Consider the following 11,753-nt stretch of genomic DNA (forward strand, 5'->3'; position numbering starts at 1 on the left):
TACAACCTGCAAATTTATCTGTGCGCCGCTTTTACCAGCAGCTTGACGTCTACTGCGCCTCCCAAGGCACCAGCCACTGCCGGGAGGAGCGGATCAACTGTTCGGTCAACAAGCCGAGCAACTGCCCGCCATTGCGCCAATGATGCCAGTACAGCGGCACATCGATCGGTTTATCTGCCAGCAATTCCACCAGCACGCCTCGCTCCAGCTGTTCGCGCACTTGCAGCTCCGGCACGAGCCCCCAGCCCAGCCCGACTTCAGCAAGACGAATGAAACCTTCGGACGAGGGGCACAGATGGTGCTCGAAACCGCCCTCCACGCCCACGGACGCAAGGTAGCGGTGCTGCAGGAAGTCATCCGGGCCAAACACCAATGCCGGCGTATGGGCCAGTTGATCGGCCCGTACCCCGTCGGGGAAATGCCGGGCAATGAACGCCGGGCTGGCCAGCGCCCGGTAGCGCATCGCTCCCAGCAACACGCTGCGGGCGCCCGCCACCGGACGTTCGCTGGCGCAGACACACGCCGCCACTTCACCGGCGCGCATGCGCTTGAGGCCAACGGTCTGGTCCTCCACCACCAGGTCGAGCAACAGGTGATGCTCGGCGCAGAAATCGCCCACGGCCGCCGCCCACCAGGTTGCCAGGCTGTCGGCGTTCAAGGCGATGCGCAAACGTTCCGGCAGACCCTCTTCATCCAGGGCCGGCACCAGGCTTTGCAGGTCGCGCTCAAGCAGACGCACCTGTTGCACGTGATTGAGCAGCCGTCGGCCGATCTCCGTGGGTGCCGGCGGCGTGGCACGTACCAGCACGGGCTGGCCGATGCGCGCTTCCAACAGTTTGATCCGTTGGGAAATGGCCGATTGCGATAAACCCAACACCTGGGCCGCGCGTTCGAAACCGGCCTGCTCGACCACGGCAGCCAGGGCAGAAAGCAATTTGTAGTCGAACATCAGTTTTCCTAATGAGCAATCAGCAGGATTGGTTTTTCTTATACAACCCTTCCCCGGAGAATGGCCAGCATTCGTACACAAACCGGGGATCAAACCTATGTGGCAAAGTTATATGAACGGCCTGCTGGTAGCCCTTGGGCTGATCATGGCCATCGGCGCCCAGAACGCATTTGTGCTGGCCCAGAGCCTGCGCCGCGAACATCATCTGCCCGTGGCGGCGCTGTGCGTCACATTCGATGCGCTGCTGGTCGCCGCCGGGGTTTTCGGCTTGGCGACATTGCTGGCCCAGAGTCCGTTGCTGCTGTCGATAGCCCGCTGGGGCGGTGCGGCTTTCCTGCTCTGGTACGGCAGCCTGGCACTGCGCCGGGCCTGCTCGAAGCAAAGCCTGCAACAGGGGGGAAACCAGGCCGTGCGCTCGCTGCGGGCGGTGCTGCTCAGCGCCCTGGCGGTGACGCTGCTCAACCCCCACGTCTACCTCGACACCGTGCTGCTGATCGGCTCCCTCGGTGCCCAGCAGAGCGTGCCCGGCGCCTATGTCGTGGGCGCGGCCAGTGCCTCGCTGCTGTGGTTCTTCACCCTGGCCTTCGGCGCTGCGTGGCTGGCACCCTGGCTCGCTCGCCCAAGCACCTGGCGGATCCTCGACCTGCTCGTGGCGACGATGATGTTTACCGTGGCGGTGCAATTGATCGTGAACGGCTGATTATTCCAAACCGCTCTGGAACCTCTATTCCACACAGTTGTTGCGTGGTTATGCCGCACCCCCGGTGCTATGATCCGACTCCTGCGCCGCAAAGAGTACAAACTCCCCGGCGCTAGTCTGGCCGCCCGTGATCGGCCTTGCGCTCACCGCAACTGACCTGATTAGGAGAATCACCATGGCTTTCGAATTGCCGCCGCTGCCCTATCCACACGATGCACTGCAGCCGCACATCTCCAAAGAGACTCTGGAATACCACCACGACAAGCACCACAACACCTATGTCGTGAACCTGAACAACCTGGTGCCTGGCACCGAGTTCGAAGGCAAGACCCTGGAAGAAATCGTCAAGACTTCCTCGGGCGGTATCTTCAACAACGCCGCTCAGGTCTGGAACCACACCTTCTACTGGAACTGCCTGGCGCCAAACGCCGGCGGTCAACCAACCGGCGCGCTGGCTGAAGCCATCAACAAGGCCTTCGGTTCGTTCGACAAGTTCAAGGAAGAATTCAGCAAGACGTCCATCGGCACCTTCGGTTCCGGCTGGGGCTGGCTGGTGAAAAAGGCTGACGGTTCCCTGGCCCTGGCCAGCACCATCGGCGCCGGCAACCCGCTGACCAGCGGCGACACCCCGCTGCTGACCTGCGACGTGTGGGAACACGCCTACTACATCGACTACCGCAACGTTCGTCCGAAATACGTCGAAGCGTTCTGGAACCTGGTCAACTGGAAATTCGTCGCCGAGCAGTTCGAAGGCAAAGCCTTCACCGCCTAAGCGTCGATGCCAGACAAGAAAACCCGGCGTCGTGCCGGGTTTTTTTTGCCGGGCAAAAATGACCGCAGGCAAAATACCTCGGGTCTGGAACCCAAGAAAAAATCCCTGGAGGCCTCAAGTTGCGGCCCCTTCCAACCGACACAATGGTCGTAGAGCAATCACTCTGGAAAAAACGTACATCGGTGAGGTTTCAAGCGAAAACCCTTGTGTTTGATTGTCCCTTTGACTGACATCACAGGATTGCCAATACTCATGGCAACTTGACGCTACCCGCACGGAACAAGGAACCACTCTTTGAAGCTGGAACTCAAGAACAGCTTGTCTGTGAAGTTGCTCCGGGTCGTGCTCCTCTCGGCATTGATCGTTGGCATGGTCTTGAGCTGCGCCCAGATCGTGTACGATGCCTACAAAACCAACCAGGCCGTCGCCAGTGACGCCCAGCGGATCCTCGACATGTTCCGTGATCCTTCGACCCAGGCCGTCTACAGCCTGGACCGGGAGATGGGCATGCAAGTGATCGAGGGCCTGTTCCAGGACGAAGCCGTACGCATGGCTTCCATCGGCCATCCACGCGAAACCATGCTCGCCGAAAAAACCCGGCCCTTGCAGCACTCCGAAAGCCGCTGGCTGACCGACCTGATCCTGGGCAAGGAGCGCACCTTTACCACGCAACTGGTGGGACGCGGCCCCTATAGCGAATATTACGGCGACCTGAGCATTACCCTCGACACCGCCACCTACGGCGAAGGCTTCATCGTCAACTCGGTGATCATTTTCATTTCCGGGATGCTGCGAGCCCTGGCCATGGGCCTGGTGCTGTACCTGGTCTATCACTGGCTGCTGACCAAACCATTGTCGCGGATCATCCAGCACCTGACCGAAATCAACCCCGATCGCCCCAGCGAGCACAAAATCCCGCAGTTGCGCGGTCACGAACAAAACGAGCTGGGCCTGTGGATCAATACGGCCAACCAACTGCTCGAATCCATCGAGCGCAACACGCACCTACGCCACGAAGCGGAAAACAGCCTGCTGCGCATGGCCCAGTACGACTTCCTCACCGGCCTGCCCAACCGCCAGCAGCTGCAACAGCAACTGGACAAGATCCTGGTGGACGCCGGGCGCCTGCAACGCCGGGTGGCGGTGCTGTGTGTGGGGCTGGATGACTTCAAGGGCATCAACGAACAGTTCAGCTATCAGACCGGCGACCAGTTGCTGCTGGCCCTGGCCGACCGACTGCGGGCCCACAGCGGCCGGCTCGGCGCACTGGCGCGGCTGGGGGGCGACCAGTTCGCCCTGGTCCAGGCCGACATCGAACAGCCTTACGAGGCCGCCGAACTGGCCCAGAGCATCCTCGATGACCTGGAAGCGCCGTTCGCCATCGACGATCAACAAATCCGCCTGCGGGCCACCATCGGCATCACCCTCTTCCCCGAAGACGGCGACAGCACCGAGAAACTGTTGCAGAAAGCCGAGCAGACCATGACCCTGGCCAAGAGCCGCTCGCGCAATCGCTACCAGTTCTACATCGCCAGCGTCGACAGCGAGATGCGCCGCCGTCGCGAACTGGAGAAAGACTTGCGCGAGGCCCTGGCCCGCGAGCAGTTCACCCTGGTGTACCAGCCGCAGATCAGCTACCGCGACCTGCGGGTGGTGGGCACCGAAGCCCTGATCCGCTGGCACCATCCCGAGCACGGCCTGGTGCCGCCGGATCTGTTCATTCCCCTGGCCGAGCAGAACGGCACCATTATCGCCATCGGTGAATGGGTGCTGGACCAGGCTTGCAGGCAATTGCGCGAATGGCACGACCAGGGCTTCCTCGACCTGCGCATGGCGGTCAACCTGTCGACGGTGCAACTGCACCACGCCGAACTGCCGCGGGTGGTGAACAATCTCCTGCAAATGTACCGGCTGCCGCCGCGCAGCCTGGAGCTGGAAGTTACCGAGACCGGCCTGATGGAAGACATCACCACCGCTGCCCAGCATTTGCTGAGCCTGCGCCGCTCCGGGGCGCTGATTGCCATCGATGACTTCGGGACCGGCTATTCGTCCCTGAGCTACCTCAAGAGCCTGCCGCTGGACAAGATCAAGATCGACAAGAGCTTCGTCCAGGACCTGCTCGACGACGAGGACGATGCAACCATCGTCCGGGCCATCATCCAGTTGGGCAAGAGCCTGGGGATGCAGGTCATTGCCGAAGGCGTCGAGACGGTCGAACAGGAAGCCTACATCATCGCCGAGGGCTGCCACGAAGGTCAGGGGTATTACTACAGCAAACCGCTGCCGGCACGGGAATTGGGCCTTTACCTGAAGCAGGCCGAGCGCAGCAAGGTTTCCATCATCTGATTTCTCCCCCCGGCGCCAAGCCTTTGTAGGAGCTGGCGAAGCCTGCGATCTTCGGTTTGTTCGCCTGGGATTCAAGCATCAGTGAAAAGATCGCAGCCTCGCTTCGCTCGGCAGCTCCTACAGACGCTACCGAAGGCGGCAATCTCCCATCATTAAATAAGAAATATTTACACCTGCAACCCTTTACACATAATGCAAATCTTTCGCATTATGTCGCAGTTTTGCGCACCTCGCGCCTGTCCCGTCCATCATCGAAGCAGGATGTTTGCCATGATTCGTATGCCCCTGGCTACTGCCAGTCTGCTGGCTATCGCTATTTCCCTCGCCGGTTGCGGCGAAGGCAAAGACAAGGCCGCCGCGCCGCAAGCGCCAACGCCTGCCGCCAGCACCGCGGCACCGGTCGCCCCTGCTGCCGCCGGCAAAATCGACGAAGCTGCCGCCAAGGCCGTTGTCGCGCACTATGCCGACATCGTCTATGCCGTCTACAGCGATGCCGAATCCACGGCAAAAACCCTGCAAACCGCCGTCGACGCGTTCCTGGCCAAGCCGAACGCCGAGACCCTGAAGGCCGCCCGGACTGCCTGGGTCGCCGCACGCGTGCCTTACCTGCAAAGCGAAGTGTTCCGCTTCGGCAACACCATCATCGACGACTGGGAAGGCCAGGTGAACGCCTGGCCCCTGGACGAGGGCCTGATCGACTACGTCGACAAATCCTACGAGCACGCCTTGGGTAACCCGGGCGCCACCGCCAACATCATCGCCAACACCGAAGTCCAGGTCGGCGAAGACAAGGTCGATGTGAAGGACATCACCCCGGAAAAACTCGCCAGCCTCAATGAGCTGGGCGGTTCCGAGGCCAACGTCGCCACCGGCTACCACGCCATCGAATTCCTGCTGTGGGGCCAGGACCTCAACGGCACCGGCCCTGGCGCGGGTAACCGCCCGGCGTCGGACTACCTGCAAGGCGCTGGCGCCACCGGCGGTCACAACGACCGTCGTCGTGCCTACCTCAAGTCCGTGACCCAATTGCTGGTCAACGACCTCGAAGAGATGGTCGGCAACTGGAAGCCGAACGTGTCTGACAACTACCGCGCCACCCTGGAAGCCGAGCCCGCCGAAAGCGGCCTGCGCAAGATGCTGTTCGGCATGGGCAGCCTTTCCCTGGGGGAACTGGCGGGCGAACGCATGAAAGTGTCCCTGGAAGCCAACTCGCCAGAAGACGAGCAGGATTGCTTCAGCGACAACACCCATAACTCGCATTTCTACGATGCCAAGGGTGTACGTAACGTGTACCTGGGCGAATACACCCGCGTCGACGGCACCAAGATGACCGGCGCGAGCCTGTCGTCCCTGGTCGCCAAGGCCGATCCGGCCGCGGACACCGCGCTCAAGGCCGACCTGGCCGACACCGAGGCCAAGATCCAGGTCATGGTCGATCACGCCAACAAAGGTGAGCACTACGACCAACTGATCGCCGCCGGCAACACCGCGGGCAACCAGATCGTGCGCGACGCCATCGCCGCACTGGTCAAGCAGACCGGTTCGATCGAACAGGCTGCGGGCAAACTGGGCATCAGCGACCTGAACCCGGACAACGCTGATCACGAGTTCTGATCAACGCCGGCTGGCTGACGGTTAACGCAGCCAGCCAAGCCACAAACCTGTGGGAGCGATCCTGCTCGCGATTGGGGGCTATCAGTCGACATTCATGTTGGCCGGTCTACCGCCATCGCGAGCAAGCTCGCTCCCACAGGAATTTCGTTGCTTGTGATTCATCATTGCAACCCCGCAAGCCGCCCTTCGATAAACCGCCGTTCCGGCAATTGCTGCGTCAACTCAAGCGCGCGTCGATACGCCGACCTCGCCTCGTCCAAGCGTCCCAGTTGACGACAGAACTCCGCCTGCGCCGAGTAGGCCAGGTGATAGTCGAGTAATTCCCCACGCCCCAGGATCGCCTCGACCAGGCGCAAGCCGGCTTCCGGTCCATCGCGCTTGGCCAGGGCAGCGGCGCGGTTGAGTTCGATCACCGGCGATGGCACGGCGCGCAGCAGCACATCATAAAGCCCGACGATCTGCGGCCAGTCGGTCTCCTGCGCCGTCGGCGCTTCGGCATGCACCGCCGCAATCGCCGCTTGCAGGCAGTACGGCCCGAACCGGCGAGTTTTCAGCGCGGCTTCCACCAACGCACAGCCCTCGGCGATCAGCTCGGCATCCCATAAGGATCGCGCCTGTTCATCCAACAGGATCAGCTCACCGGTCGATGAAGTTCGCGCCGGACGCCGGGATTCGTGCAGCAGCATCAACGCCAGCAACCCCATGACCTCAGCCTCGGGCAGCAACTCCATCAGCAGGCGCCCGAGGCGGATGGCTTCGCGCGTCAGGTCTTCGCGGGTCAGCTCGGCGCCCATCGAGGCCGAATAACCTTCGTTGAACACCAGGTAGATCACCCGCAGCACGCTGTCCAGCCGTTCCGGCAGTTCCGCGCGAGACGGCACCTGGTAGGGGATCCTGGCATCGCGGATCTTCGCCTTGGCCCGTACGATGCGCTGGGCAATGGCCGCCGGGGCGGCGAGGAAAGCCCGGGCGATTTGCTCGGTGGTCAGGTCGCAGACTTCCCGCAGCGTCAGGGGCACCTGCGCGTCCGCCGCCAGAGCCGGGTGGCAACAGGTGAAAATCAGCCGCAGGCGATCGTCTTCCACGTCTTCGTCACTCCATTGGCCCTGCTCCAGCTCTTCGAGCTGGGCGATCAACATCGGCCGGGACGCGGCGAAACGCGCGCGCCGGCGCAAACTGTCGATGGCTTTGAAACGCCCGGCAGACACCAGCCAGGCCCGCGGGTTGTCCGGCACCCCGTCGCGCTGCCAGCGCTCGACCGCAATGAAGAAGGCCTCGTGCAAGGCTTCTTCGGCGAGATCGAAATCCCCCAGCAGGCGAATCAACGTCGCCAGGATCCGCCGCGAGTCTTGCCGATAAACCTGCTCGACCCGCGCCTTGACCGCTTCGACCGACATCAGTCGGGCATGCCTTGGGTGACCAATGTTTCAAGCCGGTCCAGGCTCTGGCCCCAGCCCTCATGGAAGCCCATGGCTTCGTGCGCCTGGCGATCCTCCTCGCTCCAGTGCAGCGCACGGGCGGTGTAACGGGTTTTGCCGTCCACCTCCTCGAGCAGTACCTCAGCGGTCATGAAGGCTTTGCCGGAGGGAATCCAACCGGGCACGAACGCGTCAGTGAACACCAGGCGCTGCGGGGCGAGGATTTCCAGGAACACGCCCATGGTCGGGTATTCACTGCCGTCGGGCGCGCGCATCAGGGTGCGAAACTGACCGCCGACCCACAGGTCCATTTCGCACTCCGGCGTGGTCATGCCATGGGGGCCCCACCATTGGACCAGCAAGGCGGGCTCGGTCCAGGCGCGGAAAATCTTCTGACGCGGAGCGTCGATCATTCGGCTGATGGATAACGCGTAAGGGGCAGCTGCAAAGTTCATGAATGAAGTCCTGTTTGTATTTGTTGTTCAGGGGTTCAGTTGGCGTACCGGTCGCACTTCGACGCAGCCGACCCGGGCCGCCGGGATATTGCCGGCGACCTGGATGGCTTCGTTGAGGTCCTTGGCATCGATCAGGTAGAAGCCCGCCAGTTGCTCCTTGGTTTCGGCGAACGGGCCGTCGGTGATCGACAGCTTGCCGCCGCGCATGCGCACCGTGGTAGCGGTCTGCACCGACTCCAGGGCCTCGGCGGCCAGCATCCGCCCACTGCCCTGGATCGATTCGGCATAGGCCATGCACTCGGCGTCCTCCGGGCTGTCGGGCGAGTTGTGCAGCGTGTGTTCGTTGCTATACACCAGGCATAGGTACTTCATGGAAGGCTCCGTGATCGGACTGATCAACTATGGACGGCAGAATGAGGCTCAGCAAAAAAACCGACGATCAGGGTTGCAGGTCGAACAGCGTCGTACCGGCCATCGGGTCGAACGGCGCGGACCAATGTTCATGGACGATCCGCCATTGCCCGGCTACACGCCGGTAGCAGGCCGTCACGCGCATCCAGCAGGCTTGTTCCTCGCCTTTGTCGTTGGTGCCGCCGCAATAGGCCAGCCAGTGGGCGAAGGCGATGTTCTCGGCCGGGGTAATCTTGACCTGATGGAAGTCGAACTTGTGCGGGCCGGGGCACATTTCCATGCAGGCTTGCCAATGGGCCCGGTAAGCGGTCTTGCCCTTGAATTGCAAGGCCTGGATGGCATCGAACGAGACGATGTCTTCGTCATAGAGCGCCATGACCTTTTCGACGTCCTTGGCCATGACCGCTTGGCGATAGGTGTCGATCAGGGCCTGGATTTCGGTTTCAGTGGCTTGGGTATTCATGGTGATTCTCCGCGGTTTTTTGTTGAAGACACCCTTTGTCGTTTGGAGAAACAGCGAATCGACAACCCAACAAAAATAATTCAAAGAAAAAATTCGCTAGAATCCAGGTCCTATTCTGCTGGTAAACAACGGATGTTTTTGTGACCGCTCAGCTCGTACCCTACGAAGACCTGACCCCGCTGCAACGCGAACAGGTCAGCGCCATCGAAATCCACCCCGAACAGATCAAGTTCGCCGGCGATATCCACGGCGCCCTGCACACGCTGCTGTCCAAGCCCGGCCCCGGGGTCAAAGGGTTTGCGCTATTGGCTGAAGAGGTGCCGGTGGCCTTCCTGCTGCTCAAGCGCCCGCCGGTACTGCCCGCCTGGGCCAATGAACACAGCGCCACCCTGCATGCCCTGCAAGTCGATCACCGGGCCCAGGGCAAAGGTTATGGCAAGGCCTGCCTGCAGGCGCTGCCCGCCGTGGCGCGAGCCGCCTGGCCGGAAATCCGCGGGCTGGAGCTCTCGGTTGACGCCGATAACGACTCGGCCATCGGCCTGTACACCCGGCTGGGCTGGGTCGACAGTGGCGAGGCCTACAAGGGCCGCATCGGTTACGAGCGGCGAATGGGGTTGGCGTTTTGATGGACCTTGACCCATAGACTCAGGATGAATGGATGATGTTGACGTCGATTGAACAGCTGGAAGCGCTTTATGGCCTGCCCCACGAACGGGCAGTGCGCAAACAGATCCCCTTCCTGAACGAGGATTACCAGGCGATGGTCCGGGCCTCGCCGCTGGTGGTCATCGGTTCGGCAGGGCCCGACGGCCTTGATAGCTCGCCGCGGGGCGATGTGCCGGGTTTCGTGCAGGTCCTCGACGAGTGCACCCTGGCCTTGCCGGATCGTCCCGGCAACAACCGCATCGACACCCTGCGCAACGTCCTGCACGATCCGCGGGTATCGCTGCTGTTCCTCATTCCCGGGATTGGCGAAACCTTGCGGGTCAACGGTACGGCCCGGATCAGCGCCGAACCCGCGCTGCTGGAGCGCTTTGCAGTCAACGGCAAGCCGGCTCGCACGGTGCTGCTGGTGACGGTCGAAGCGGCGTTTTTCCATTGCGCCAAAGCCATCGTGCGCTCAGACCTGTGGAATCCGGCTCGCCATCTCGAACGCTCGGCCCTGCCCAGCGCCGGGGCGATCCACAAGCGCTTGAATGATGGGCAGTTCGATGCCGAGACTTATGACCGTGAAGCACCTGCGCGGGTGCAGGCCAGCCTGTACTGAAGCAGCGACGATCAACTTGGCTTGAGCGGGATCCAGATCTCCAGGGTGCCTTCGCCGGTCCTGGGGTTGAAGTCCTCGCTGTAGCGCTCGAACTCCGGCAATTGCGCCGCCGTGTGACCGGAACGCGGCAGCCACTCCTTCCAGATGTATTGGAACGTGTCCGGCAGTTGTTTCAACGACCCCTTATGTTCGAAGACGGCGTAATACCCCGGCTGGATTTCGATCCAGCGGTATTGTTCCGGCAGATCGTCGAGCCGGCTGATTTCCACGCCAGCGATGTATTCGAACCCACCCTTCCCGTCCGGGTTGCAACACACGCCGTAGGTCACTTCATCTTTCTGCCCTGGCACCTTGCCGAGCCAGGGCAGGAACTTTTCCCAGAGCAAAGGAATATCTTGGGCAGTGTCCTGGGTAAACCGAGCACCAAAGCCGGCAATAAGCTGAAAACGTCCCTGTTCAAAGCGTGGTTCGGCTATGTAATCGCGTTTGGGCTTTTCCATGCGGCAACACTCCAGCAAACGTGAAGTCGGGCTTGGCAGTATAGAAGCCAAACCGTGATTGCCAGGGCCGTTTCGCTTGTCAGATTCCAGGCAAGGCGCTGGTGACGGCTTTTCCGACAAACTCGTTGTAGCCAGAAACAATCACGTACACCGCGAAATAGCAGAAGATCGCGGCGGATGCCCAATAGGAGTAACGCAGCAGTTTATCCCCCAACAATTTGCCGCCCTGGGTCGCCGCCAGGCACAGGGCCGCGCACCACAACAACCCGGCACAGAGAAAACCACTGAGGAACAGCGCCGAGCTGAGCAAGGTGCCACCACCCGAACGCGCGATCAGTGTGCCGCCCACCGCAGCGAACCAGAGGATGGCACTGGGCGATGACATGGCCAGGAAAATCCCGCGAAAGAACTCCTGGCGCGGGGAGTTGCCCTGCACCTCCCCAGCCTCGGCCAGCACGGCGCTGTGATAGATCGCCGAATGGATCATCTTCGCCGCGAAATACAGCAACAGCACCGAGCCACCCAGCCACAGCACCCAGCGCACCGCTTCGTATTGCAGCAGGACAGTCATGCCCGCCAGGGCCAGGACGGCGTAGACCAGGTCGCCCACGCAGGTGCCCAGGCCCAGGGCGAAACCCTGGAAGTAACCGCGCTGCATCGCCAGGGTGATCATCGCGATATTGGCCACGCCTATGTCCAGGCACAGGGAGAGACTCAGCAGGAAACCGCTGGAAAATTCCATCATTCATTCCGTTCGATTGGGCTACAGCGAATTCAACTGCCCGCAGCCGGCGTTGATGGCTGCGTGGCGAGGTCGACAGTGTCGTCGAAAATAGTTGTGCGCGGCTACTGGACAAT

13 protein-coding genes are annotated in these 11,753 nt (G+C 61.7%); 6 read left to right on the forward strand and 7 right to left on the reverse strand.

Features of this window, described 5'->3' with window-relative positions; all coding sequences use genetic code 11:
* Positions 1-49: 49 nt before the first annotated feature.
* Complete coding sequence (locus tag F7R20_RS23490) at positions 50-949, reverse strand: LysR family transcriptional regulator ArgP (protein ID WP_003198619.1); 900 nt, start codon at positions 947-949, stop codon at positions 50-52.
* 97 nt (positions 950-1,046) lie between these two features.
* On the opposite strand from F7R20_RS23490, the gene F7R20_RS23495 reads away from it, so the two are divergent.
* The 4 genes from F7R20_RS23495 (at position 1,047) to F7R20_RS23510 (ending at position 6,381) form a co-directional block, all read left to right on the forward strand.
* Entirely contained in the window at positions 1,047-1,649 is a 603-nt protein-coding gene (locus F7R20_RS23495; protein WP_003198617.1) for a LysE/ArgO family amino acid transporter, read from the forward strand.
* A 175-nt stretch (positions 1,650-1,824) separates the two neighbouring features.
* Positions 1,825-2,421: a superoxide dismutase gene (locus tag F7R20_RS23500; RefSeq protein WP_003198616.1), complete on the forward strand. Its 597-nt coding sequence runs from the start codon at positions 1,825-1,827 to the stop codon at positions 2,419-2,421.
* A gap of 294 nt (positions 2,422-2,715) precedes the next feature.
* Positions 2,716-4,767 carry a putative bifunctional diguanylate cyclase/phosphodiesterase gene (locus F7R20_RS23505; protein ID WP_003198614.1) on the forward strand — a complete coding sequence of 684 codons (2,052 nt, stop codon included), beginning with the start codon at positions 2,716-2,718 and terminating at the stop codon, positions 4,765-4,767.
* 270 nt (positions 4,768-5,037) lie between these two features.
* Positions 5,038-6,381: an imelysin family protein gene (locus F7R20_RS23510; protein WP_003198612.1), complete on the forward strand. Its 1,344-nt coding sequence runs from the start codon at positions 5,038-5,040 to the stop codon at positions 6,379-6,381.
* A gap of 161 nt (positions 6,382-6,542) precedes the next feature.
* On the opposite strand, the gene F7R20_RS23515 is transcribed toward F7R20_RS23510, so the two are convergent.
* The 4 genes from F7R20_RS23515 to F7R20_RS23530 all read right to left on the reverse strand — a co-directional run bounded on the left by F7R20_RS23515 (position 6,543) and on the right by F7R20_RS23530 (position 9,128).
* Positions 6,543-7,778 carry an RNA polymerase sigma factor gene (locus tag F7R20_RS23515; RefSeq protein WP_003198610.1) on the reverse strand — a complete coding sequence of 412 codons (1,236 nt, stop codon included), beginning with the start codon at positions 7,776-7,778 and terminating at the stop codon, positions 6,543-6,545.
* Positions 7,778-8,254 (reverse strand): SRPBCC family protein, encoded by a 477-nt coding sequence (locus F7R20_RS23520; RefSeq protein ID WP_003198608.1) that lies wholly within the window; start codon positions 8,252-8,254, stop codon positions 7,778-7,780. The genes F7R20_RS23515 and F7R20_RS23520 overlap by 1 nt, the downstream gene beginning before the upstream one ends.
* Before the next feature lie 27 nt (positions 8,255-8,281).
* Positions 8,282-8,626, reverse strand: a complete 345-nt coding sequence (locus F7R20_RS23525; RefSeq protein WP_003198606.1) for a YciI family protein — start codon at positions 8,624-8,626, stop codon at positions 8,282-8,284.
* 67 nt (positions 8,627-8,693) lie between these two features.
* Entirely contained in the window at positions 8,694-9,128 is a 435-nt protein-coding gene (locus tag F7R20_RS23530; RefSeq protein WP_003198604.1) for a YybH family protein, read from the reverse strand.
* A 140-nt stretch (positions 9,129-9,268) separates the two neighbouring features.
* On the opposite strand from F7R20_RS23530, the gene F7R20_RS23535 reads away from it, so the two are divergent.
* Both F7R20_RS23535 and F7R20_RS23540 read left to right on the forward strand, forming a co-directional pair.
* Positions 9,269-9,754: a GNAT family N-acetyltransferase gene (locus tag F7R20_RS23535; RefSeq protein ID WP_003198602.1), complete on the forward strand. Its 486-nt coding sequence runs from the start codon at positions 9,269-9,271 to the stop codon at positions 9,752-9,754.
* 35 nt (positions 9,755-9,789) lie between these two features.
* Entirely contained in the window at positions 9,790-10,395 is a 606-nt protein-coding gene (locus F7R20_RS23540) for a pyridoxamine 5'-phosphate oxidase family protein (RefSeq protein WP_027912031.1), read from the forward strand.
* 11 nt (positions 10,396-10,406) lie between these two features.
* On the opposite strand, the gene F7R20_RS23545 is transcribed toward F7R20_RS23540, so the two are convergent.
* Positions 10,407-10,895 (reverse strand): GyrI-like domain-containing protein, encoded by a 489-nt coding sequence (locus F7R20_RS23545; RefSeq protein ID WP_003198597.1) that lies wholly within the window; start codon positions 10,893-10,895, stop codon positions 10,407-10,409.
* 79 nt (positions 10,896-10,974) lie between these two features.
* Positions 10,975-11,637: a LysE family translocator gene (locus tag F7R20_RS23550; RefSeq protein WP_003198596.1), complete on the reverse strand. Its 663-nt coding sequence runs from the start codon at positions 11,635-11,637 to the stop codon at positions 10,975-10,977.
* Between the last annotated feature and the right edge of the window lie 116 nt (positions 11,638-11,753).

It is taken from the genome of Pseudomonas brassicacearum subsp. brassicacearum (genome assembly GCF_008801605.1).
GTDB classification, from domain to species: Bacteria; Pseudomonadota; Gammaproteobacteria; order Pseudomonadales; family Pseudomonadaceae; genus Aquipseudomonas; species Aquipseudomonas brassicacearum.